This window comes from Nocardioides sp. WS12, assembly GCF_014108865.1.
GTDB lineage: Bacteria > Actinomycetota > Actinomycetes > Propionibacteriales > Nocardioidaceae > Nocardioides.
On sequence record NZ_CP053928.1, the window covers coordinates 1,253,603 to 1,276,397 of the forward strand.

The window sequence follows — 22,795 nt, forward strand, 5'->3', positions numbered from 1 at the left end:
CCGAGCGGGCGCAATCTTGCAGTTTTTTGCCGACCGCCTGACTGTCATTCAGCCCTGCCAACAAGAATCGCGGCAGAATCCTGTGGGATCTCGACTGTCACGGGGGCCTCGTGAGATGGCAGCGTCAGAACCGTGCCACAGGTCTCGCGAATCGCCATTGTCAACCGCGGAGAAGCCGCCATGCGGCTCATCCACGCCGTTCGTGACCTCAACGCACGGGACACGTCCCGTGGCGAGGTCATCCGAACCATTGCGTTCCACACCGACGTCGACGCCGGATCGGCGTTCGTCCGTGAGGCAGACGAGGTGTACCTGCTCGGAGCAGCGGCCGACCGTCCCTACCTCGACCTCGCGGTCCTGGAGCAGGCGCTCGTCGAGTCCGGGGCCGACGCGGCCTGGGTCGGCTGGGGCTTCGTGGCCGAGGACCCGGCATTCGCTGAACTGTGCGACCGGCTGGGCGTGACCTTCATCGGTCCGAGCGCCGACGCGATGCGCAAGCTCGGCGACAAGATCGGCTCGAAGCTGATCGCCGAAGAGGTCGGCGTCCCCGTCGCGCCGTGGAGCCGCAGCGGTGTCAACACCCTCGAGGACGCGCTGGCCAGCGCTGACCAGGTGGGCTACCCGCTCATGCTGAAGGCCACCGCAGGTGGCGGTGGACGGGGCATCCGCAAGGTGACCTCCCGCGAGGAACTCACCGACGCCTACCAGCGGACCCGCGACGAGGCGCAGCGTGCGTTCGGCAGCGGCATCGTTTTCCTCGAGAAGCTGGTGACCGACGCCCGCCACGTCGAGGTCCAGGTGATCGCCGACGGCCAGGGCACCGCCTGGGCAATCGGCGTGCGGGACTGCTCCGTGCAGCGCCGCAACCAGAAGGTCATCGAGGAGTCCGCCTCCCCGCTGCTCACCGAGACCCAGACTGCCGACGTCAAGGCGTCCGCGGAGCGGCTGGCCAACGCCGTCGGGTACGCCGGCGCGGGCACCGTCGAGTTCCTGTACCACCCCGGGGACCAGGCGTTCGCGTTCCTCGAGGTCAACACCCGCCTGCAGGTCGAACACCCGATCACCGAAGAGGTGACCGGCACCGACCTGGTGGCGCTGCAGATCCAGGTCGCACGGGGCATCCCGCTCACCGGCGAGCGACCGTCCGAGCGCGGCCACGCCGTCGAGGCCCGGCTCAACGCCGAGGACCCCGACCGCGACTTCGCGCCGTCCCCCGGCCGGATCAGCCGCCTCGAGTTCCCCACCGGCCCGGGCATCCGGGTCGACACCGGGGTGGGCGAGGGCGACACGATCCCCGCCGACTTCGACTCGATGATCGCCAAGGTGATCGCCTGGGGCGCCGACCGCGAGCAGGCGCTGGCCCGGTTGCGTCGAGCAATGGGCGAGACCACCGTCGTCATCGACGGCGGTGCCACCAACAAGAGCTTCATCCTGGACCTCCTCGACCAGCCCGAGGTCACCACCGGTACGCCCTCGTGGGCCGACACTGGCTGGATCGACCGGGTGCGTGGCGAGGGTCGTCTGCAGGCCGCCCGTCACTCCGGCGTCGCCCTCGTTGCCGCCGCCATCGAGGTGTACGCCGAAGAGGAGAACGCCGAGATCGCGCGCTTCCTCCAGGTCGCCCACGGTGGTCGCCCGCACGTCCAGCGTGACCCCTCGCGCACCTTCGAACTGAAGTTGCGCGGGTCGACGTACGGCCTCACCGTCAACCAGACTGGACCGTCGCGCTACCGCGTCACCGTCGCCGGCGGCGGCGCGGTGCGCACTGTCACCGCGGTGCTGGACCGCATTGACGACGTCCACGGCCGACTCACCGTCGACGGCGCCCGCTTCCGGCTGGTGACGGCCACCCACGGCCCCGTCCAGATGGTCGAGGTCAACGACGTGATGCACCGGGTGAGCCGGGATGAAGGCGGCGTCGTCCGCTCGCCCGCGCCCGCCCTGGTGGTCGCGACGCCTCTGGCTGTCGGCGACGAGGTCGCCGCCGGACAGCCGGTGATGGTGCTGGAGTCGATGAAGATGGAGACGGCGCTGTACGCGCCGTTCACCGGTCGGGTCAAGGAATTGCTGGTCCGGGTCGGCAGCCAGGTCGAGACGGGTATGCCGCTGGTGCGGCTCGAACCGACCGGGGACGCGGATGCTGAGGAAGCGAACGCAGCGCCGGCCGCCGAGCTCGACCTGCCGGAGCCGGTGTCCTCCAGCGAGCCCGACAGCATTGCGGTGCTCTCCGGCCAGTTGATGGGGTACGACGTCGCGCCGGACCAGCGCGGAAGGCTGCTCGCCAACTACCTCTCCTCGGCCCAGCCGCCGACGCTGGGCGCCGAGATGGACCTGCTGGCGCTGTTCGCCGACTTCGCCGAGCTCAGCCGCAACCGCCCGGCGGGGGACGAGCCGCACACCGAGCTGCGGGTGCACAGTTCGCGCGAGTACTTCCACACCTACCTGAGCAGCCTCGACCCCGAGCGCGGCGCACTGCCGGAACACTTCCGTGACAAGTTGCAGCGGGTCCTGGCCCACTACGGAATCACCGACCTCGAGCGGACCCCCGAGCTCGAGCGCGCGGTGTTCCGCGTCTTCCTCGCCCAGCAGCACCCGTCCGACGTCGACGTCGCGGTCGGCGTCCTGCAGCGCTGGCTGGGCAACCCGCCGCCGGCTGCGGACGATGCCGTTGCGGCGCGGGCCCTGCTCGACCGACTGGTGCGCGCCACGCAGCTGCGCTTCGCCGTGGTCGGCGACCTCGCGCGGTCGATCCGGTTCGCCTGGTTCGACCAGCCGCTGGTCGATGACGAGCGCCGTACCGTGCTCGAAGGGGTGGCCGCCGAGGTCACCGCGCTCGCCGACCTGGCTGCCCCCGAGCGGGACGCCCGGATCGATGCGCTCACCGAGATCCCCGAGCCGTTGGTCGGCTTCCTCCGCGACCGGTTGGTCGACGGATTGCCGGAGCGGGAGCCGTTGCTGGAGGTGCTGATCCGTCGGCACTACCTGGAGTACGACCTGCACGACCTGACCCTCAGCGCACCCGAGGAGTACGCCGGACGCCCGGTCGTGCACGCCGAGTACGCCACCGACGAGAAGGGCGCGACGCGCGTCGTCTCCACGATCGGCGACGTGTCCGAGCTCGCTGACGCAGAAGGCCCGCTCGGCGCGGCCATCCGATCGGCCCTCACCGAGGACCACGACGACGTCGTCGAGATCTACCTGCGGTGGCCGGACGCCCCTGCGGACCCGGACGTCGCCTCGGCCGAAGCGGCCAAGTTGCTGGCCGCGCACGACTTCGCTGGCCGCGTCCGTCGCGTCTCCGTCGTCGTCTGCCCGGCCGCGCCGCAACAGATCGGCTACTACACGTTCCGTGCCGAGGAGGGTGGTTTCGAGGCTCGCTCCGCTCGCACCTCAACCACCGAGTTGGTGGAAGACACCCTGATCCGCGGCATGCACCCGATGGTCGGACGCCGGCTCAACCTGTCGCGTCTGTCGGAGTTCGACGTCACGCGTCTCGACGCCCCCGACGACGTCCTGCTCTACGAGTGCGTCGCCAAGTCCAACCGGGCCGACCGCCGCCTGGTCGCCGCCGCGCAGGTCCGCCAGCTCGCGGTCGTCCGCGACGAAGAAGGCCGCGTCATCGCCGTACCTCATGCCGAGCGCGCCATCGAGAACTGCCTCGAGGCGATCCGGCGGGTGCGTACGGCGCGGGGCCGCGAGGGCACCAAGCTCGACGTCAACCACGTGTGGGTCACCGTGTGGCCGGTCATCGAGGCCGACCTCGACCAGCTCACCGCGCTGCAGGGCAAGATCACGCCGCTCAGCGAGGGTGCGGGGATCGAAGAGGTTCTCGCCGAGGGCCGCATCGCCGGTCCGGACGGCACGCCCGTGCCGGTGGCGATCCGGTTCCACGCCAAGCCCGGCGCGGGCGTGGTCGCCGACGTGATCACTCCGCCGACCGAGCCGCTGGCGCCGCTCGACGAGTACACCGGCAAGGTGCTGCGGGCTCGTCGCCGCGGGCTGGTCTACCCCTACGAACTGGAGTCCGTGCTGGCCGGCGGTGGTTCGCTGGTCGAGTACGACTTCGACGCCAACGGCCTGCTGTCTCCGGTCGACCGCCCGCGCGGGCAGAACTCCGCTGCCCTGCTCGTCGCGGTCGTCACCACCCCGACGAAGCTGTACCCCGAGGGGATCAAGCGGGTCGTGCTCTGCGGCGATCCGATCAAGTCCCTCGGTGCGCTCTCAGAGCCCGAGTGCGCCCGCGTGATCGCAGCGATCGACCTGGCGGACGAGCTGGACGTACCGCTGGAGTGGTTTGCCGTCTCGGCCGGTGCCCGGATCTCCATGGAGAGCGGCACCGAGAACATGGACTGGGTCGCGGATGCGCTGCGCCGGATCGTGCAGTTCACCCAGGCCGGTGGCGAGATCAACATCGTCGTCGCCGGGATCAACGTCGGCGCCCAGCCGTACTGGAACGCCGAAGCCACCATGCTGATGCACACCAAGGGCATCCTGGTGATGACGCCGGACAGCGCGATGGTGCTGACGGGCAAGCAGTCACTGGACTTCTCCGGTGGGGTGTCGGCCGAGGACAACTTCGGCATCGGCGGCTATGACCGCGTCATGGGCCCGAACGGCCAGGCGCAGTACTGGGTGCCCGACCTCGCTGGTGCCTTCGGCGTGCTGATGTCGCACTACGAGCACACCTACGTCCTGCCCGGCGAGGCCGGACCGCGACGCGCGCCGTCGACCGACCCGGTCGATCGCGACATCACCACGCACCCCCACGAGGGTGACTTCACCACCGTCGGCGAGATCTTCTCCGCGGTGCACAACCCTGACCGCAAGCGGCCCTTCGACATCCGCACCGTGATGCGGGCGCTGGCCGACGCCGACCACGAGATGCTCGAGCGCTGGGCCGGCATGGCCGACGCCGACACCGCCGTGGTCGTCGGCACCCGCATCGGTGGGTACCCCGTCAGCCTGATCGGGATCGAGTCCAAGCCCGTTCCGCGCGCAGGGTTCCCGCCCACCGACGGACCCGACACCTACACCGCGGGCACGCTGTTCCCGCGGTCGTCGAAGAAGGTCGCCCGAGCGATCAACGCCGCATCGGGCAACCGGCCGGTCGTTGTCCTCGCGAACCTGTCGGGCTTCGACGGGTCACCGGAGTCGATGCGCAACCTGCAGCTCGAGTACGGCGCCGAGATCGGTCGCGCGATCGTCAACTTCCGCGGCCCGATCGTCTTCTGCGTGATCTCCCGCTACCACGGTGGTGCGTTCGTGGTGTTCTCCAAGCGGCTGAACCCGTCGATGACCGTGCTGGCCATCGAGGGCTCCTTCGCCTCCGTGCTCGGTGGCGCCCCGGCGGCAGCCGTGGTGTTCGCAGCCGAGGTCGCCAAGCGGGCCGCCGCCGACCCCCGGGTCGCGGCACTCGAGGAGCGGATCGACAGCGCCGAGGACGGCGAGCGAGGCCTACTGGTCGTCGAACTGGCTGACCTGCGTGCCCAGTTGCGTGCGGACAAGATCGCCGAGGTCGCCGCCGAGTTCGACGGCGTCCACAACATCCACCGTGCCGTCGAGGTCGGCTCGGTGGACGAGGTGATCGCGGCCAGCGACCTGCGCCCGAAGGTGATCGCGACGATCGAACGCGGTCTCACACAGGGGTGATCGGGATCGAGCGCCGGGGCTCGAACGCGAACGTGGCCCCGGTGCTGAACCGGGTCACGGCGACTTCGTCCGCCTCGGGCTCCGCCTCGTTCCGTCGTACGACGGTGAGGCGCCAGCCTTCGTCCGCGGAACCCAACGGCTCCACCTCCACGTCGAGGTGCGGGTCGATCGCGCGGACGATCGCCTGCAGCGGAGCCGTCCGGCCGGGGCCGCACAGCGAGATCCAGGCTGCGTCCTCGTGGGCGGGCGACGGCCGCACGATCATGGTGTCGTCGGTGAGATCTGCCGTCACGTAGGCGGCCGGATTGAGCAGCGGGTGGAGGGCCAGCAGCCGCACGGCATCCTTCACGCCCAGCGCCCGGGCGATCCGGTCGGACCCGATCCCCGCAACGCCGATCAGTTGCTTGGTCCGGATCTTGTCCAGTTCGGCTTCGGTCTCGACCCGTTCCGCAACGGCCAGCGCGAAGGCGCGGTCGAGCAGGTGCATCTGCAGACAGATCTCGTCGGCGATCCGTACGAGGGCGGATTTCGAGAAGGCGGCGAAGTCGATGTCGGACAGCAGGGGTCCGCGGTAGTCGGCCAATCCGTCGTCGGCCCGATCGATGGCGTCGAGTTCGAGCGACGCGGCCCGCGACCGCTCGTTGACCTCGAGCGCCGGGATCGGCTGCGCCTCCGGATGGGCGTCATCGATGATGACCGACCACGCGCAGTGCGGACTGGCGCCGCTGGCGATCGCGGCAGTGGTCCGCGGCGGCCGGTGGATCGGACGAATCTGCGCCTTCGGGTGGGATGCGACCGCGGTTGCGTCGAAGGTGGGGTCTTCGATGTCGTGGCACATCGAGCGGACGTAGTCCTCACCCATCGGCTCGACGTCCATCAGTGCGCCGCAGTGGTCGAGGTGGAACTCGCCGTGCCACGGGTCGTGCACCGTGTAGCGGAAGTCCATGAACTGCGGGGGAGCGCCGATGTCGAGTTGCAGCCCCTTGAAGATGGTGACCACGTCGCCCTGCCCGGCCACGTCCGGCGCATACCCGAGCGCGTGCTGCATCCGCCGCGTGTAGATCGGGCTCGAGGCCGCCCACTCCTCGATGGCGACCTGCGCCATCTCCTCGCGCCCGAACGCGGCGATGCACCAGGCCATGCCGGAACGGTCGATCAGTTGCCCCATCAGGAGCAGTTCGGGTACGAGGACGGCGAGCTCGGCCCGGCTCAGATCGGCGTACCGGCTGGGGTTGCGGTTCACCAACCGATTTTGTTCCGAATCGTCGGCATCGCCGACAAATTCGGTTGGTACGTCGCTCATCCGAGCCCCAGGCGGCCGGCCAGCTTGTCGAGGTACTTCATGACCGCCGTCTCGTCGGAGTCGGGGACACCCCAGATCAGCTCGGAGGCCCCCGCCGCCATCCAGTCGGCGAAGTCCTCGGCCTCGGGCCGCTTCGCCACCAGGATCCGCACGTCCGGCTGGCCCTCGCGGCCTGCGTCGGCCCAGGCCTTGCGGAGCTTGTCGGCGTTGGCGGCGACATCGCTCGTCGTGGGCGTCGTCATCCAGCCGTCCGCGTGGGCGGCGATCCAGGCGAAGGTCTTCGGGCCGGCACCGGCGCCGATGATCACGGGGATCTGGCCCTGCGGGGGCTTGGGGTAGGCCCAGCTCGGTCCGAACGAGACGAACTCGCCGTCGTACGACGCCTCTTCCTGGGTCCACAGCGCCCGCATCGCCTCGAGGTACTCCTTGAGGACGGTACGACGCTTCTCCGCGGGCACGTGGTGGTCGGTCAACTCGTCGGTGTTCCAGCCGAAGCCCGCGCCGATGGTGACCCGGCCGCCGGACAGGTGGTCGAGCGTGGCGAGGGTCTTGGCCAGGGTGATCGGGTCGGACTCGACCGGGAGCGAGACCGCGGTGGACAGGCCGATCTTCGTCGTGACCGCCGCGCAGGTGGCCAGCGACACCCACGGGTCGAGGGTGCGCAGGTAGCGGTCGTCGGGGAGGTCCTCGCCGCCCGTCGGGTGCAGCGCGTCGCGCCGGACGGGGATGTGGGTGTGTTCGGGCACGTAGATCGTGTCGAAGCCCCGCTCCTCGGCGGCCTTGGCGAGATCGGCCGGCGTGATGCCGCGGTCGGAAGTGAAGAGGACGATGCCGTTGCGCATGACTCGAAGAGTAGAACGTGTTCTAGGAAAATGCTTGCGTCGGACGAAAACGTCTCCTATGTTGGACACGTGTCCAGTCAAGTGTTCGAAACCCCGCGACAGGGGCTCAACCCGCGTCAGGCGGAGACCGTCGAGCGATTGCTCGCCGCCGGACTCGAGGAGTTGCGAGCGGTCGGCCACGAGGCGCTGACCGTGCGCACGGTCGCGGTGCGCGCGGGAGTCTCCACTGCGACGGCGTACACGTATCTCGCCTCGAAGAACCATCTCTTCGCCGAGTTGTTCTGGCGGCACCTGACGGCCGACGAGGTGCGCGCCCCCCAGCCGGGCGCCACCGCCGTCGAGCGCCTGCAGGCCACCGTCCGGGTGCTCACGTCCAGGATCCGGGAGGAAGAGGCGCTGGCGGCCGCCGTCACCCCGGCCCTGCTCGGCACCGACCCCGACGTGGCGCGGCTGCGGCTCAAGATCGGTGGCGAGTTCCTGGCCCGCTTCGAGGCTGCCCTGGCGGACCCGGACCGCCCTGGTCAGCCGGCCGATCCGGCCGTCCTCGACGTGCTGGGGATGACCTTCATCGGCGCGCTGCTCCAGGTCGGCATGGACCTGATGACCTACGACCAGTTCGCCGAGCGGCTCTCGTCCGCCGTCGACACGATCCTGCGAGGCAACTCATGACCATCGCTCTCGACCCCTACGACTACGACTTCCACGAGGACCCGTACCCGCTCTATGCGCGGCTCCGTGACGAAGCCCCGCTCTTCCACAGCGAGGCCGACGACTTCTGGGCGTTGACCCGGCACGCCGACGTCTTCGACGCCTTCCGCGACGACGCCACCTATTCCAACCAGATGGGCGTCACCCTCGACGCGAGCGCGTGGAGTCCCGAGGCACACCGGGTGATGTCGTTCCTGGCTCTGGACGGCGCTGAGCAGTCGCGGATCCGTCGGCTGGTGTCCGCCGCGTTCACGCCGCGACGGGTGCGCGAGCTCGAGCCCGAGGTGCAGCGCCTGACCGAGCACTACCTGGGCGAGGCCCTGGCCGCCAACGCGGACCAGGGTGAGGTCGACTGGATCAGTGCCGTTGCCGGCCGCCTCCCGATGGACGTCATCTCCGAGATGATGGGCGTGCCCGTTTCCGATCGCGACGAGGTACGACGCCTCGCTGATCTGCTGGTGCACCGCGAGGCCGGCGTGAGGGACGTGCCGCCCGCCGGCATGGAAGCCGCGTTCGAGCTCTTCGCCTACTACGGCGAGATGGTGAAGCAGCGCCGCGCTGCCCCGTCGGAGGACCTGACGTCTGCCCTCGTCGAGGCCGAGCTCGACGGCGACCGGCTGACCGACAACGAGATCATCGCGTTCCTGACCCTGATGGTGGTGGCCGGCAACGAGACCACGACCAAGCTGCTCGGCAACGCGCTCTTCCACCTGTCGGCGCACCCGGACCAGCAGGCGGCCGTCTTCGCGCCGTCGGCCGGGACCGACCTGGTCGCACCGTGGGTCGAGGAGACGCTGCGCTTCGACACCTCGACGCAGATGCTCGCCCGCTACGTCACGAAGGACGTGCACCTGCACGGACGGACGATGCCGGCCGGCTCCAAGCTGCTGCTGTTCCTCGGGTCCGCGAACCGTGACGAGCGGGTGTTCACAAGGCCGACCGACTTCCTGATCTCCCGGTCGAAGGAGGAGTTGAGCGAGAGCCTGAGCTTCGGCACCGGACGGCACTTCTGTCTCGGCGCCAACCTGGCGCGACTGGAGGCGCGGATCGTCCTGGCTGAGCTCGTGCGCCGCGTGGAGGGCTTCGAGGTCCACGCCGACCGTGCGGTGCGCGTGCACTCGGTCAACGTGCGCGGGTTCGCCGCGCTGCCGACGACGTTCCGCGAGCGGAGTGTCTGATGCCCAAGCCCGTCCACCCCGACCGCCGTCCCGCCGTCGTCGCCGGTGCGTCCTCGGGGATCGGCGCCGAGACGGCGAAGGCGCTGGCTGCCGCCGGCTTCCCGGTGGCGCTCGGCGCGCGCCGGGTCGACAAGCTCGAGGAGCTGGCCGCTGAGATCCGGACCGCCGGTGGTGAGGCGTTCGTGCACGCGCTCGACGTCGCGTCGACCGAGTCCGTCGACAAGTTCGCTGCCGCGGTCGCCACCGAGCTAGGTGAAGCCGAGGTCGTGGTCTGCAATGCGGGACTGCTCGCTCCCGGCAGCGTCGTCGAGGCCACAACGGAGCAGCTCGCCGCGGAGTTCGACGTCAACGTCCTGGGCGCCCACCGCCTGATCCGCGCCTTCGGCACGGGGATGGTCGAGCGGCAGCGTGGCGACCTCGTCTTCATCTCCTCCGACACGGCGCTGCGGGCCCGACCCTTCATGCGGGGCTACAGCGCCACCAAGTCCGGTCTGGAGGGACTGGTCGAGGCGCTCCAGATGGAGCTCGAGGGCTCCGGGGTGCGCGCATCGGTCGTGCGCCCGGGGCCGACCTGGTCGGAGATGGGCTCGGACTGGGATGCAGACGCGGGGGCGAAGGTCCTCACCGAATGGATCAAGTGGGGCCACGCCCGGCACTCGCACTTCCTCAAGGCCACGGCCATCGCGGACGCGATCGTCACGGTGGTCAGTGCGCCGCGCGGCGTGCACATCAGTCCTGTCGACGTGAACCCCGAAGCACCACTGGAGAAGCGATGAGTCTCGACCAGATCCCCTCGGTCTCGACCGTCCTGGACGACCAGGACCCGTCGGTGCCCGACATCATCAAGGGCACCGGCCACCTCCCCGAGATGCGGGTCGACCCGATCACCTTGTTCCACCGGGTCCGCGAGGAGTGCGGTGACATCGGCCGGTTCCGGCTGGCCGACAAGAACGTCGTCCTGGTCACGGGTGGCGAGGCCAACGAAGCCTTCTTCCGGGCGCCGGAGAATGTGCTCGACCAGGCCGCGGCGTACCCCTTCATGACCCCGATCTTCGGCAAGGGCGTCGTCTTCGACGCCTCGCCCGAGGAGCGGCAGCAGATGCTGAAGAACCAGGCCCTGCGCGGCGACATGATGCGCGGGCACGCACAGACCATCGAGGCGGAGATCCGCAGGATGGTCGCCGGCTGGGGGGACGAGGGCGAGATCGACCTGCTCGACTTCTTCGCCGAGCTCACGATCTACACGACGTCGTCCTGCCTGATCGGCAAGCCGTTCCGCGACCAGCTCGACAGCTCCTTCGCCGCGGTCTACCACCAGCTCGAGCACGGCACCGATGCGATCGCGTACGTCGACCCGTACGCCGACATCGAGAACTTCCGCCTCCGTGACGAGGCTCGGGAGCAGCTCGTCGCCAAGGTGCAGGCGATCCTCGACGCCCGCATCGCGCGTGGCGAGGTGCCCAAGGAGGAGCGCGACCTGCTCGACGTCCTGATCGCGGTCGGCATGGACGCCGACTACATCACCGGCATCTTCATCTCGATGATGTTCGCCGGGCACCACACGTCCTCGGGTACGGCGTCCTGGGCGATGATCGAGCTGCTCCGCAACCCCGCGGTCATGCAGGACGTCGTCGCCGAGCTCGATGGCCTGTACGCCGACGGGTCCGAGGTGTCCTTCCAGGCGCTGCGCTCCATCCCGGTCCTGGAGGCCACGCTCAAGGAGACCCTGCGCCTGCACCCGCCGCTGGTCATCCTGATGCGACTGGTGCAGGAGGACTTCGAGCTGCTCGGTCACACGATCCCGGCGGGCACCGTCCTGGCCGCCTCGCCGCGGGTGTCGAACCGGATCGAGGACGACTTCCCGAAGGCCGACGAGTTCGACCCGAGCCGCTACGTCGACCCGCGCCAGGAGGACCTCCAGAACCGCTGGACCTGGATCCCGTTCGGCGCCGGCAAGCACCGCTGCGTCGGCAACGCGTTCGCGATGATGCAGATGAAGGCGATCTTCTCGGTGATCCTGCGCGACTTCGAGTTCGAGCCCGTGCAGCCGCTGGACTCCTACCGCGACGACGTCTCCAAGATGGTCATCCAGCTCGCCCAGCCCGCGAAGGTCCGCTACCGCCGGCGCCAAGGTGGTCGAGCGTGATGAAGGTGATCGCCGACGCCAGCGTCTGCCAGGGCCACCAGCTCTGCCAGGGCGAGGCCCCCGATGTCTTCGGGTTCGACGAGGCCGCCGACGTGGTCGTCGTACTCGAGGAACATCCCGACGAGTCGCGCCGCGCTGATGTCACCACTGCCGTGAAGTACTGCCCTGCCTTCGCCCTGTCGATCGAGGAGAACTGATGGTTTCGACAAGCTCAACCACCGGCCAATTGACGCGGGAGGAGATCGAGGAGTTCTGGGACTCCTGGCTCGAGATCAACCGCGAAGCCGAACGCTCGGGCGACTGGCGCGTGATGGCCGAGTGGTACGCCGAGGACGCCAACTACGGCTGGATGTACAGCCACGACGAGCACTTCATGGCGGTGGGCCGCGACCAGATCCGGGACTGGGCGATCGGCATCGAGATGGACGGTTTCGACGGCTGGCACTACGACTACGTCTGCACGATGATCGACGAGAAGAAGTCGATGGTGCTGGGCTTCTGGAAGCAGAAGTCCGGGATCACCAACGACGAGACCGGTGGCGAGTACGAGATCCTCGGCATCGGCGGTTCCTGGTTCGGCGTCGAGCGCCAGACCGAAGGCGCGGACGCCGGGCAGATCAAGATCGCCTGGCAGCGCGACTGGTTCGACATGCCGTCGACCACCCACACGTTCATGGAAATCCTCAAGGCCGACAAGGCTTCGGACACGCTGTTGAAGCGGATGTCGGTCTTCGGTCACGAGGTGCCCGGGCACTACCACCTCAAGGACCTGCCCTCGACCGTCTGGCCGCCACCCGTGGAGCGCGGCGACCACATCACCCAGGAGCCGACGTCATGAGCTCGATCAACACGCCCGCTGCCCAGCAGCTGATCGACGGCAAGCTCGTCGCGGCATCCGACGGGTCGTCGTACCCGATCTTCAACCCGGCCAACGGTGAGGAGATCGGCCGTGCCCCGGACGGTACGGCGGCCGACATGGAGGCCGCGATCGCTGCTGCCCGCAGGGCGTTCGACGAGTCGTCGTGGTCGACCGATCGCGAGCTGCGGGTGCGCTGCCTGCGCCAGTTGCACCAGGCGCTGCTCGACAACGCAGACGACTTCCGCGCGCTGACCACCGCCGAGGTCGGGATACCCGGCTTCATGATGATGGCGGCGGGGTTCGACGTCCCGGTCGACTCGTTGAAATGGGTCACCGACCTGGCCGAGACCTACGAGTTCGAGACCGACCTCGGTGTGGCGGCGCCGATGGGCATCCCCTCCCGCCGGACGGTACGACGCGAGCCGATCGGCGTCGTCGCGGCGATCACGCCGTGGAACGTGCCGACCCAGATCAACCTCGCCAAGATCGGCCCGGCGCTCGCCGCCGGGTGCACCGTCGTGCTGAAGCCGGCCCCGGACACCCCGTGGGTGGCGGCCGAACTCGGACGCCTGATGGCCGAGCACACCGACATCCCGGCGGGCGTCTTCAACGTGGTGACGCCGAAGTCGAATGACGTGGCGGCGGTACTGGCCACCGACCCGCGCATCGACATGGTGTCCTTCACCGGCTCGACCGCCGTCGGCAAGGCGATCATGGCCGCGGCCGCACCGACCCTGAAGCGGGTGTTCCTCGAGCTCGGCGGGAAGTCCGCGGCGATCGCGCTCGACGACGCCGATGTCGCTGCGGTGGCGGGCGGCACGGCGTTCGCGGCCTGCATCCACGCCGGCCAGGGCTGCGCCCTCACGACGCGACTGATCGTCCCGCGGGCGCAGTACGACGAAGCGGTCCAGGTCGCGGCGGCGACGATGGAGGCCATCGGCGCCAAGGACCCGGCCGACCCCGGTGCGATCTGCGGACCGGTCATCTCGCCGCTGCAGCGCGAGCGGGTGGCGGCGTACTTCGACGTCGCGCGTTCGGAGGGTGGCACCTTCGCCACGGGTGGTGCGGTCATCGACCAGCCCGGCAACTGGATCCAGCCCACCGTCGTCGCCGGACTCGACAACTCCTCGCGCCTCGCGCAGGAGGAGATCTTCGGTCCGGTCCTCGTGGTCATCCCGCACGACGGTGACGACGACGCGGTCCGGATCGCCAACGACTCGGCGTACGGCCTCTCGGGCTCAGTGGACTCTGCGGACCTCGGGCGGGCCAAAGCGGTGGCGGCACGGATCCGCACCGGCACGCTCGCCGTCAACGGCGGCGTCTGGTTCAGCCCCGACGCGCCGTTCGGTGGATACAAGCAGTCCGGCCTCGGCCGGGAGATGGGCGTGGCCGGCTTCGAGGAGTACCTCGAGACCAAGACGATCGCCGAACCGGCATGAGCGAGGAGACACGAATGAGGTTCCAGGACAAGGTCGTCGTCGTCACGGGCGCGGCACAGGGCATCGGTGAGGCCTACGCCCGCGCGCTCGCCAACGAAGGCGCGGCCGTCGTGGTCGCCGACATGAACGAGGAGTCCGGCGCCAAGGTCGCTGCGGCGATCAACGAGGAGGGCGGCCGGGCTGTCTTCGTTCCGTGCGACGTGTCCTCGTCGGCGTCCGCCGAAGCGCTCGTCGCGCGCGTCGTGGAGGAGTTCGGCGGGATCGACCACCTGGTCAACAACGCCGCCATCTACGGCGCGATGGAGTTCAACCTCCTCATCGCCGTCGACTGGGACTACTACAAGAAGTTCATGAGCGTGAACCTCGACGGCGCCCTGGTGATGACCCGCGCGATCTACCCCGAGATCGCCAAGCGCGGCGGGGGAGCCATCGTCAACCAGTCGAGTACGGCGGCCTACCTCTACTCCGGCTTCTACGGACTCGCCAAGGCGGCCACCAACAGCCTGACCCAGCAACTGGCCCACGAACTCGGCGGCCAGCGGATCCGGGTCAACGCGATCGCCCCCGGCCCCACGGACACCGAGGCCACCCGCACCCAGGCCGGCGACGCGGCCAAGGACATCGTGCGCAACTCGCTCGCCATCAAGCGGATGGGCAAGGTCGACGACATGGTCGGCGCCCTGCTCTACCTGCTGTCCGACGACGCGTCGTGGGTCACCGGCCAGATCCTGGCCGTCGACGGCGGCCAGACCTTCCGTCTCTGATGACGACAAGAGTGGGGTTCGTCGGTCTCGGCAACATCGGCAAGCCGATGGCGCTGCGGCTCGCTGGCACCGCTGGCATCGACCTGCAGGTGTACGACGTCGCGCCGGACCCGGTGGCCGAACTGGTGGCGGCCGGGGCCGTTGCCGTGGACTCGGTCGCCGCGCTGGACGTCGATGTCGTGTGTGTGATGGTGCGTGACGACGACCAGGTTCGATCGGTCGCGGCCGACGTACCCCTCGACACGGTGCTGGTCGTCCACTCGACGGTCGCACCCGGGACGCCGGCCGAGCTCGCGGCCGCCGGGCACCGGATCCTCGACGCCCCGGTGTCTGGAGGAGCGATGGGGGCAGCCGATGGCACGCTGGCTGTGATGGTCGGCGGGACCGACGAGGCCTTCGCCGCGGCTAAGCCGGTGCTCGACGCCCTCGGCAGCCTGGTCGTCCACGCCGGCCCGATCGGCGCCGGCACGAAGTTCAAGCTCGCCCGCAACATGCTCCACTTCATCGCGTTCACCGCGACCACCGAGGCGCAGCGGCTGGCCGAGGCCGCGGGACTGGACCTGAAGGCTCTCGGCCAGGTGGTGCGCCACACGGACGCGATCACCGGGGGACCGGGCGCGATCATGCACCGCGAGACCGCAGCCCCCCTCGACCCCGACGACTTCTGGCACGGCGTGTTCACGAACGTGACCTCGCTCGGGGTCAAGGACCTCGGCTTCGCCATCGACCTCGCCCACCAGCTCGGCGTCGACGTACCACTGGCCGAACTGGCCATCGACCGCCTCGGCCCCGGACTGGGGCTCTCCGCCACTGAAGGACACGACTGATGGGCAAGTTCGACGACCTCCCCGAGACCCGCCGCAAGGGCCTGGAGAAGATGGAACAGGTCTACGGCTTCGACATGACCGACGGTGCAGGCGACTTCTTCCGCTACACCGCGGACCACTTGTTCGCCGACATCTGGACCCGCCCGGGCATCTCCGACCGCGATCGCAGGCTGCTGCTGATCGGCATGCTCGCCGGCCAGGGCGCGGCCGACGTCCTCAGCATCCAGATCCCGGCCGCGCACGCCTCGGGGGACCTGGACGACGAGGCGCTCCGCGAGATCGTGGTCTTCGTCAGCCACTACGCGGGATGGCCGAACGGCGCCAAGCTCAACTCGATCGTCGAGGAGACGATCGCAAAGGCGAACCGGACCCAGGGGCGTTGACCGACCTCTTGTTAACCTCGGTGGTGATGAGCCGAGAAACATCGGAAGCCGTGCCTGATCGCTCCGCGATCGCGATCGTCCCCGCGACCCTCGCGTCGTTCCTGGGTGAGCCGCACCCGCGGGAGGTCACCGGCGCCGGTCTCGGCGTGTGGTTGATCGACACGGCTCGCGTCGCTGACCATGAACTCGAGATCGGCCGCAGCTGGCTCGATGAGGCGGAGCGCCAGCAAGCGTCGAAGTACGTTCGGGCGGAGCTGCGCCGGGCCTATGAGATCGCCCATGCCGCCGCTCGCCTCGTGGTGGGCGCGTCGACCGACACTCCGCCGGAGAAGGTCGTGTGGGGACGCCACGCCTGCCCGGGTTGCGGTGAACCGCACGGACGCCCGCGTGCCGAGGGCACCGCGATCGAGTTCTCGCTGTCCCACACTCCCGGCCAGATCCTGGTCGCGGTGGCCGATGTCCCGGTCGGCGTGGACGTCGAGATCCACCCGGACGACCCGACCGCGCTCGCCGGGGTCCTGCACCCGCAGGAGACCGCGGAGATCGAGGCCGCCGCGCGCGGCACGCTCGACGGCGGTCGCGCTGCCGTCCGTTTCACCCGCGCCTGGTCACGGACCGAGGCGTACCTCAAGGGCATCGGCATCGGTCTGGGCCGCGACCCGCACCTGGACTACCTCGGCACGGATGACGCGCCGGGCCGGACGCTCGATGGCTGGGTGCTGAACGACGTCGTCGTCCCCGAGGGGTACGGCGCCGCGCTCGCCCTGCACAACTGAGTGCAACCGGGTCAGCGTCGTGCGATCGCCACCGCGGCGACGAGCAGGACCATTGACCACATCAGGATTCCGGCTGTCCAGATCACATGTATAGAGACGTTCTGGCGCCCGGATCGGTTGCGTCGTCGTTTGAGATTGTGTGCCCGGGCGCGGTCCAGTCTCCGGTGAATCCCGACCAGATTGTTGTTGGTGTGGGGGCTCACGGCGTCCTTAGCCTCTGGATGGTCATTCCACCATCGAAAGGATCCGAACATCATGAAGAAGCACACCCTTCTGGTGACCTACAACATCAAAGAAGGAAGCGACGCCGAGGCGTACGACAAGTTCCTGCGCGAGGTCGACAACCCGCACTTCAACAAGTATCCCGGTGTCAGTTACACGAACTGGAAGGTGACCGAGCAGAAGGTCGGATCCGTCGGATTCACCTACATCGACTTCCTGGTGATCGAGACCGACGGTGATCCGATCGACCTGTTCGAGGACCCGGAGATCAAGGCGTTCAAGGAGTACTGGGAATCCATGTGGGCCGAGTTCGGCATCGGCGACGCGTACTGGGGCCAGAACTCTCAGGTGGGTCACTGCACGTTCGGTGTTGCTCAGTGTGCTCCAGCACAGTGGAGCACACCTGTCGGGACTACAGACGCTCGAAACCGAGTACGAACTCCATGGAGGTATCGACCGCCTCGCCGCGGAAATCGAGACCATCGCAGCGGAGGCCCAGCGCAACCGTTTCGTCGACCTGCTGCAGCGCTCCGGTCTCACTCCCGCGCAGCATTCCGCGGCCGTGGTGCCGCCTGCTTTCGGCCCGCTCGTCGCTACCCTCCGACGTGCAGAGGCCAACCACCACGACCTCGACCGTCTCGTAGCCCGCATCGTTGTTCAACATGGCCTGGGTGACGCCGATGACATAGCTGCGGTCCTGCGCCACCGGTTGACGAACGCGGCGTCCGCGCCTCCGCTTGGCTGCCGGCTACGCCCGCGCTTCATCGCGGGATTCATCCCCGAGCCGATCGGCCCCCTGAGCAATGAAGACAGGCAGGCGATCGCTGAACGGGCGGAGCTCATCGAGAACCGCGCGCACGCACGCACTCGTGGACCGGGCGGTTGCCAGCCAGACCTCCTGGCTGAGGCGGTTGGGAGAGCCGTCTGACGATCCAGCGGCAAACGCTCGTTGGCTCGCTGGGGCGATGACGGTCGCCGCTTACCGTGAGCGGTACCAAATCACCTCCGACCTTCCCGCAGGCGCAGAAGTGTCGTGTGATGCCCAGCGCACCGACCGGCGGTTCGCGCTTCGGGCGATGTCTGAAGCATCCGATGCAGCCCGTTGGGGAAGAGCATCGCGATCTCGCATGAGCGCATCGAGTCGGAATATTCCGACACCGTAGGCAGCGAGGCTGCCCTCGTCTCCACAGCGATCTGAGTGGAGGCGCACACCAGACCGCGGGGCCAGAGGCCGAAGATTGGTTCAGTCCCTTCTTGTTGCCGTGCTCCGTGAACGCGACACCATTCGGGTTTGTAGCGTGCCGAATTGCGAGTCGGGACGCGCGGTGTCAGCGGCCGAGTCGGCCGCGCTTGACCAGTTGGGCGGCGATCACGTTGCGCTGGATCTCGTTGGTGCCCTCGCCGACGATCATCAGCGGGGCGTCGCGGAAGTAGCGCTCGACGTCGTACTCGGTCGAGTAGCCGTAGCCACCGTGGATGCGTACGGCGTTCAGTGCGATCTCCATGCCGACCTCGGAGGCGTAGAGCTTGGCCATGCCGGCCTCCATGTCGCAGCGTTCGCCGGACTCGTACCTTTCGGCGGCGTAGAGCGTCAGTTGGCGCGCGGCGGTCAGCTTGGTCGCCATCTCGGCCAGGTAGTTGCCGATCGACTGGTGCTTCCAGATCGGCTTGCCCATGGACTCGCGGGTCTGGGCATAGGCGAGTGAGTCGTCGAAGGCGGCCTGGGCCACGCCGAGGGCGCGGGAGGCAACCTGGAGGCGTCCAGTCTCGAGGCCGCGCATCATCTGCGAGAAGCCCTTGCCCTCGACCCCGCCGAGCAGCGTGTCGACGGGGGTGCGGAAGTCGTCGAACGAGAGTTCGCAGGACTCGACGCCCTTGTAGCCGAGCTTCGGCAGATCCCGTGAGACATGGAGCCCCGGGCCGTGCTCGATCAGCAGGATCGAAACACCCCTCTGCCGCGGCTCTGCCTTCGGGTCGGTCTTGCAGAGCAGTGCGATGAGGCCGGAGCGGCGGGCGTTGGTGATCCAGGTCTTTGATCCGTTGACGACGTACTCGTCGCCGTCGAGGCGGGCGACGGTCTTCATCGCCTTCAGGTCCGACCCGCCGCCGGGCTCGGTGAGCGCCATCGTGGCGCGCAGCTCGCCGGTCGCCATCCGGGGCAGGTAGCGCTGTTTCTGCTCCTCGGTGCCGAACTGCAGGATCAGCTTGGAGACGACGGTGTGCCCGCCCATCGCGCCGGCGAGGCTCATCCAGCCGCGGGCGACCTCGGTGGTGACCTCGACGTAGCAGGGCATCGACACTGCCACGTCGCCGTACGGCTCGGGGATCGCTAGTCCGAAGATGCCGAGCTGTTTCATCTGCTCGATCCACTTCTCGGGGTACTCGTTGGCGTGCTCGAGTTCGGCCACCTTGCCGCGCACGTCCCGGTCGATCCAGTCGCGCACCAGGGCGACGACGTCCTGTTCTTCCGACGATAGCTTTGCCATGGTGTGTTCGTACCTCCGAGGTCTCGATTGCCTGCCCAACTTCGTTTAAGATAGATTAAAAGAATTAGCGAGGTCAACGTCGCGTGTGTCACCAACCGACTTGGGCGCCCTGAGGTTTGTGGTCGTCCGCTGCTGGCGAGGCTGCGGCAGGGTGAGACGTCCTTCCGAGGGAGAGCCCGAACCTCAACACCTCGCGCGCGCGTTCCCTATCGCCTCGTTCGATGGGATTTCTGAGCCGGCGCGGCTCTATGGGATGTCGGTTCAAACGGGTTGAACCCCGATGTCGCTCAGTTGATCGCGATCTCGCGATGGTGGTGCGGTCAGCCCGATTCGCTTTGCTTTGGTTCTCCACCTCTTGCGCTGATCCGACGAGTAGGGCGCGGCGGCGCTCTGGGTTCGCATAGCCCGGTGCCCAACCGCGGCGGGGCGGTTGCTGCTGGAACGTCAGCGGGACCTGCGCAGTGTGAGTGCCTTGACCGTCCGCTGACGCATCGACCCCGACCACACCCCAGCGCCGTAGGCGAGGTCAGAGATTCGCCGGCCGCCGAGCCTGGCGAGCGGGTCGAGGCCTCGTCGTTCGGTGAGGGTGACGGTGCTGTCGACCAGGACCGCGCCGAGCGCTACACGGCGGCCGAGGCGGGTCGTGATGGCGATCGTGGCCAGTGGCCACCAGTGGCGGACGACCAGCGAAGACTCCTGCTGTACTGCGGAGACGAGGCTCAAGCCAGCCAGCCGGGCTGCTTCACGCACGGGCACGGTGCGAGCGAGGCGTCGACATGTCGAGGCCCAGACGAGAGCGACGAACGGTAGTGCCCACCATTGGCGTAGGAGCAGCGTGAGTCCCGCGAGTCCGAGTGCTGGGTTGAGCACGGCGGGTGCGACGGCGTCGCCGTGACGAGCAGCCAGGGGGGCGGCGCTGGTGCCGTATTCGAACACTTGGCGCACCCAGGCACTGATCGACGGTCTGGTGTCGTGGTGTGCGACGACGGATGGGTCGTAGCGAACTCGGTGCCCAGCACCCGCGAGCCGCCAGATCAGGTCGACGTCTTCTCCGAGTCGTAGTTCGGGGTCGAATGCGCCCACCTCGCGCAGACTAGTCGTGCGGGCCACGAGGCAGGCGCTGGGTAGGTAGGACACCGATGAGCCGGGGCGGACTGGGGCGGGGTGGGGTCCGAGGTCGAGGGGGAGAAGGCGGCGTCGTACTGCTGCCACCAGCGGGGGCCGCCGGTGCCGCGCACGCGTGGCGCGACGACGGCGACGTCGGAGCCGTGGAGGTGGCGGGTGAGGGCGAGCAGCGCGTCGGCGGAGACGTCAACGTCGGAGTCGACGAAGGCGACGTACGGCGTCGAAACCCGTGCCAAGCCGGCGTTTCGTGCCGCGCCGGGTCCGCCGTTGACGGCCAGTCGCACGGTTGCGCCGTCGATCGGCGGGTCCGATGCGTCGTCCACCACGATGACCTTGAGTCCGGTCAGCGCAGCAACACACGCAGAGACACGTGAGGCTCGCCCGTGCGCAGGGACAACGACGGTCAGTTGATCCGGGGGCACGGGGGGAGTGTCGTCGAGCACGGGTACGCCGAGTCCGGTTGCCAGCCAGCGGTGTCCCAGCTTGGTGTCAGATGTCGTTTCGGCGACTGGGCGTCGGAGGCGCTGAACCGTGAGCGGCGTGCCGCCGATGAGGAGTCGTCCGTCTTCGAGCACGCGGGTGCGCGGGTCGAGGCGCACCCGCAGCGGGTTCATCCGGTGAAGCCGCCGTCGGCGTGGATGTCGGCGCCGTGCCAGACCAGACCGGCCGGGGAGCAGGCGAAGGCGATGGTGGCGGCGATCTCGTCGGGGGTGAGGGCGCGGCCAAGTGGTTGGTGCTCGATGAGTTCGGCGCGGTCGATGTCGTAGAGCGCCGCGGTGGCATCCAGCATGGCGGAGTCCGTGGAGCCGGGGGACACGGCGCAGGCCGTGACACCGGTGCCCTGCAGGTCGGCGGCCAGGCCGCGGACCAGCCCGACGACGGCGTGCTTGGCGGCGTTGTAGCCGGCGAGGTGGAACAGGCCGGTGTGGCCAGCGGCGGACGCGACGGCCACGAACCGGCAGCCGCTCGGGTCCGGTCCAGCGAACATCGCGGGTACGACGGCCGCGGCTGTGTTCCACACTCCGCGGACGTCGACGTCCCAGAGGTCCTCGAGGTCGGCATCGGTGGTCTCCCACAACGGCACGCCGCCGCGGACCACGGCAGCGGCCGCGACCGCCACGTCGAGCCGGCCCCAGCGGGCCACGGCATCGGCGACGGCCTTGTCGACAGCAGGGCGGTCACGTACGTCGGCGATGACCGGAACGACGTGCTCGCCCAGCTCGGCGACCAGTGCTTCGAGGTCGCCAGGACTGGCGAGCGGCGGACCGGCGCACGAATCGAGCGCGACGACGTGGAAGCCGTCGGCGGCCAGTCGCCGAACAGTGGCCGCACCGATGCCCCGGGCGGCACCGGTGACCAGTGCGACCCTCATGAGGCGACTCTCATCGTTCGATCTTCATGGTGCTGCATTCACCGGGGGCCAGGCGGCAGCGACGACGGCGGTGACCATGAGTTCGAACAACTGGGCGCCCCATCCTGCGGTCGCGCCGGTGGGGTCGCCGAGCACGCCGTTGGCCGACACGGCCGCAACGCCGCCGCTCATCATCAACGGCAGGGTCTCGGCGAGCGGTCGGGTGTCGCCGACCTCGGCCAGGTCGACGCGCACGTCCCAGGGATGCAGGTGGAGCATCAGTGACGTCTCGGCGAAGCCCGCGTGCAGGTCGGACTTCCCGTGCTCCTGCTCGGTGCGGCACGCCACCCAGTCGACGTCATGGCCCTCGTGGGTCAGCTGGTCGACGGCCCGCTTGAGTGCAGTGATGTTGCCGCCGTGGCCGTTGACGAGCAAGACGCGACCTGCCCAGGTTCGCATGGACCGGACCAGTTCGATGACCGTGTGGGCCAGGGCTTCGGTGCCGACCGACACAGTGCCGGGGAAGGACTGGTGCTCACCGCTCGAGCCGTAGGCAATCGCTGGTGCCACCCACGCGTTGAGACGTTCAGCGGCGCATTTCGCGACCGCGGTGGCGATGACGGTGTCGGTGTCGAGGGGCAGATGGGGTCCGTGCTGCTCTAGCGACCCGACCGGTACCAAAACAAGGCGCGTGCCGGCGGTGCGCGGTGAGACGGTCGACGAGAGCTCCATGGTGG

General features: G+C 68.9%; 21 protein-coding genes. 12 read left to right on the top strand and 9 right to left on the bottom strand.

Going from position 1 to position 22,795, the window contains the following annotated elements; genetic code table 11:
* Nucleotides 1–132: 132 nt before the first annotated feature.
* A complete protein-coding gene (locus HRC28_RS05820) occupies nt 133–5,649 on the top strand; it encodes a carboxyl transferase domain-containing protein (RefSeq protein ID WP_182379206.1) in 5,517 nt (1,838 codons plus the stop codon).
* Here the strand turns inward: HRC28_RS05820 and HRC28_RS05825 are convergent.
* Nucleotides 5,636–6,892, bottom strand: a complete 1,257-nt coding sequence (locus tag HRC28_RS05825) for a hypothetical protein (protein ID WP_182379207.1) — start codon at nt 6,890–6,892, stop codon at nt 5,636–5,638. The two genes, HRC28_RS05820 and HRC28_RS05825, sit on opposite strands and share 14 nt — an antisense overlap.
* 56 nt (nt 6,893–6,948) lie before the next feature.
* A complete protein-coding gene (locus tag HRC28_RS05830) occupies nt 6,949–7,794 on the bottom strand; it encodes an LLM class F420-dependent oxidoreductase (protein WP_182379208.1) in 846 nt (281 codons plus the stop codon).
* A 69-nt stretch (nt 7,795–7,863) separates the two neighbouring features.
* On the opposite strand from HRC28_RS05830, the gene HRC28_RS05835 reads away from it, so the two are divergent.
* The 11 genes from HRC28_RS05835 to HRC28_RS05885 are packed head-to-tail and all read left to right on the top strand — an operon-like array spanning nt 7,864 to nt 16,874.
* Nucleotides 7,864–8,463 (top strand): TetR/AcrR family transcriptional regulator, encoded by a 600-nt coding sequence (locus HRC28_RS05835; RefSeq protein WP_182379209.1) that lies wholly within the window; start codon nt 7,864–7,866, stop codon nt 8,461–8,463.
* A complete protein-coding gene (locus tag HRC28_RS05840) occupies nt 8,460–9,680 on the top strand; it encodes a cytochrome P450 (protein ID WP_182379210.1) in 1,221 nt (406 codons plus the stop codon). Before HRC28_RS05835 ends, HRC28_RS05840 begins: the two co-directional genes overlap by 4 nt.
* Entirely contained in the window at nt 9,680–10,456 is a 777-nt protein-coding gene (locus HRC28_RS05845; RefSeq protein WP_182379211.1) for an SDR family oxidoreductase, read from the top strand. Before HRC28_RS05840 ends, HRC28_RS05845 begins: the two co-directional genes overlap by 1 nt.
* Nucleotides 10,453–11,826 carry a cytochrome P450 gene (locus HRC28_RS05850; RefSeq protein ID WP_182379212.1) on the top strand — a complete coding sequence of 458 codons (1,374 nt, stop codon included), beginning with the start codon at nt 10,453–10,455 and terminating at the stop codon, nt 11,824–11,826. Before HRC28_RS05845 ends, HRC28_RS05850 begins: the two co-directional genes overlap by 4 nt.
* Nucleotides 11,826–12,023 carry a ferredoxin gene (locus tag HRC28_RS05855; protein ID WP_182380477.1) on the top strand — a complete coding sequence of 66 codons (198 nt, stop codon included), beginning with the start codon at nt 11,826–11,828 and terminating at the stop codon, nt 12,021–12,023. The genes HRC28_RS05850 and HRC28_RS05855 overlap by 1 nt, the downstream gene beginning before the upstream one ends.
* Nucleotides 12,023–12,664 carry a nuclear transport factor 2 family protein gene (locus HRC28_RS05860; protein WP_182379213.1) on the top strand — a complete coding sequence of 214 codons (642 nt, stop codon included), beginning with the start codon at nt 12,023–12,025 and terminating at the stop codon, nt 12,662–12,664. The genes HRC28_RS05855 and HRC28_RS05860 overlap by 1 nt, the downstream gene beginning before the upstream one ends.
* Nucleotides 12,661–14,124, top strand: coding sequence for an aldehyde dehydrogenase (locus HRC28_RS05865; protein WP_182379214.1), 1,464 nt, complete (start codon nt 12,661–12,663; stop codon nt 14,122–14,124). The genes HRC28_RS05860 and HRC28_RS05865 overlap by 4 nt, the downstream gene beginning before the upstream one ends.
* A gap of 14 nt (nt 14,125–14,138) precedes the next feature.
* Nucleotides 14,139–14,888 carry an SDR family oxidoreductase gene (locus HRC28_RS05870; protein WP_182379215.1) on the top strand — a complete coding sequence of 250 codons (750 nt, stop codon included), beginning with the start codon at nt 14,139–14,141 and terminating at the stop codon, nt 14,886–14,888.
* Nucleotides 14,888–15,715, top strand: a complete 828-nt coding sequence (locus tag HRC28_RS05875; protein WP_182379216.1) for an NAD(P)-dependent oxidoreductase — start codon at nt 14,888–14,890, stop codon at nt 15,713–15,715. Before HRC28_RS05870 ends, HRC28_RS05875 begins: the two co-directional genes overlap by 1 nt.
* The gene (locus tag HRC28_RS05880; RefSeq protein ID WP_182379217.1) at nt 15,715–16,098 is read left to right on the top strand and encodes a carboxymuconolactone decarboxylase family protein; all 384 of its coding nucleotides are present in this window, start codon (nt 15,715–15,717) and stop codon (nt 16,096–16,098) included. The genes HRC28_RS05875 and HRC28_RS05880 overlap by 1 nt, the downstream gene beginning before the upstream one ends.
* Before the next feature lie 26 nt (nt 16,099–16,124).
* Entirely contained in the window at nt 16,125–16,874 is a 750-nt protein-coding gene (locus HRC28_RS05885) for a 4'-phosphopantetheinyl transferase superfamily protein (protein WP_182379218.1), read from the top strand.
* A gap of 225 nt (nt 16,875–17,099) precedes the next feature.
* Here the strand turns inward: HRC28_RS05885 and HRC28_RS05890 are convergent, their stop codons facing one another.
* From HRC28_RS05890 to mftE, 7 genes are all read right to left on the bottom strand, one after another.
* Nucleotides 17,100–17,453: a hypothetical protein gene (locus HRC28_RS05890; RefSeq protein ID WP_182379219.1), complete on the bottom strand. Its 354-nt coding sequence runs from the start codon at nt 17,451–17,453 to the stop codon at nt 17,100–17,102.
* A gap of 55 nt (nt 17,454–17,508) precedes the next feature.
* Nucleotides 17,509–17,802, bottom strand: a complete 294-nt coding sequence (locus HRC28_RS05895) for a hypothetical protein (protein WP_182379220.1) — start codon at nt 17,800–17,802, stop codon at nt 17,509–17,511.
* Nucleotides 17,803–18,424: 622 nt separating this feature from the next.
* Complete coding sequence (locus tag HRC28_RS05900) at nt 18,425–19,582, bottom strand: acyl-CoA dehydrogenase family protein (protein ID WP_182379221.1); 1,158 nt, start codon at nt 19,580–19,582, stop codon at nt 18,425–18,427.
* 444 nt (nt 19,583–20,026) lie between these two features.
* Complete coding sequence (locus HRC28_RS05905; RefSeq protein WP_182379222.1) at nt 20,027–20,665, bottom strand: hypothetical protein; 639 nt, start codon at nt 20,663–20,665, stop codon at nt 20,027–20,029.
* A complete protein-coding gene (locus HRC28_RS05910; RefSeq protein WP_182379223.1) occupies nt 20,617–21,321 on the bottom strand; it encodes a glycosyltransferase in 705 nt (234 codons plus the stop codon). Before HRC28_RS05910 ends, HRC28_RS05905 begins: the two co-directional genes overlap by 49 nt.
* Entirely contained in the window at nt 21,318–22,079 is a 762-nt protein-coding gene (locus tag HRC28_RS05915; RefSeq protein ID WP_182379224.1) for a mycofactocin-coupled SDR family oxidoreductase, read from the bottom strand. Before HRC28_RS05915 ends, HRC28_RS05910 begins: the two co-directional genes overlap by 4 nt.
* 24 nt (nt 22,080–22,103) lie before the next feature.
* Nucleotides 22,104–22,790: a mycofactocin biosynthesis peptidyl-dipeptidase MftE gene (gene mftE, locus HRC28_RS05920; RefSeq protein WP_182379225.1), complete on the bottom strand. Its 687-nt coding sequence runs from the start codon at nt 22,788–22,790 to the stop codon at nt 22,104–22,106.
* Nucleotides 22,791–22,795: the final 5 nt, after the last annotated feature.

Excerpts from the sequence above, each read along its gene's own strand:
- HRC28_RS05840 (WP_182379210.1), top strand. The coding sequence starts at position 8,460 with ATGACCATCGCTCTCGACCCCTACGACTACGACTTCCACGAGGACCCG.
- HRC28_RS05910 (WP_182379223.1), bottom strand. The coding sequence starts at position 21,321 with ATGAACCCGCTGCGGGTGCGCCTCGACCCGCGCACCCGCGTGCTCGAA.
- HRC28_RS05845 (WP_182379211.1), top strand. The coding sequence starts at position 9,680 with ATGCCCAAGCCCGTCCACCCCGACCGCCGTCCCGCCGTCGTCGCCGGT.
- mftE (WP_182379225.1), bottom strand. The coding sequence starts at position 22,790 with ATGGAGCTCTCGTCGACCGTCTCACCGCGCACCGCCGGCACGCGCCTT.
- HRC28_RS05870 (WP_182379215.1), top strand. The coding sequence starts at position 14,139 with ATGAGGTTCCAGGACAAGGTCGTCGTCGTCACGGGCGCGGCACAGGGC.
- HRC28_RS05875 (WP_182379216.1), top strand. The coding sequence starts at position 14,888 with ATGACGACAAGAGTGGGGTTCGTCGGTCTCGGCAACATCGGCAAGCCG.
- HRC28_RS05860 (WP_182379213.1), top strand. The coding sequence starts at position 12,023 with ATGGTTTCGACAAGCTCAACCACCGGCCAATTGACGCGGGAGGAGATC.
- HRC28_RS05900 (WP_182379221.1), bottom strand. The coding sequence starts at position 19,582 with ATGGCAAAGCTATCGTCGGAAGAACAGGACGTCGTCGCCCTGGTGCGC.
- HRC28_RS05850 (WP_182379212.1), top strand. The coding sequence starts at position 10,453 with ATGAGTCTCGACCAGATCCCCTCGGTCTCGACCGTCCTGGACGACCAG.
- HRC28_RS05915 (WP_182379224.1), bottom strand. The coding sequence starts at position 22,079 with ATGAGGGTCGCACTGGTCACCGGTGCCGCCCGGGGCATCGGTGCGGCC.
- HRC28_RS05830 (WP_182379208.1), bottom strand. The coding sequence starts at position 7,794 with ATGCGCAACGGCATCGTCCTCTTCACTTCCGACCGCGGCATCACGCCG.
- HRC28_RS05885 (WP_182379218.1), top strand. The coding sequence starts at position 16,125 with ATGAGCCGAGAAACATCGGAAGCCGTGCCTGATCGCTCCGCGATCGCG.
- HRC28_RS05855 (WP_182380477.1), top strand. The coding sequence starts at position 11,826 with ATGAAGGTGATCGCCGACGCCAGCGTCTGCCAGGGCCACCAGCTCTGC.
- HRC28_RS05880 (WP_182379217.1), top strand. The coding sequence starts at position 15,715 with ATGGGCAAGTTCGACGACCTCCCCGAGACCCGCCGCAAGGGCCTGGAG.
- HRC28_RS05865 (WP_182379214.1), top strand. The coding sequence starts at position 12,661 with ATGAGCTCGATCAACACGCCCGCTGCCCAGCAGCTGATCGACGGCAAG.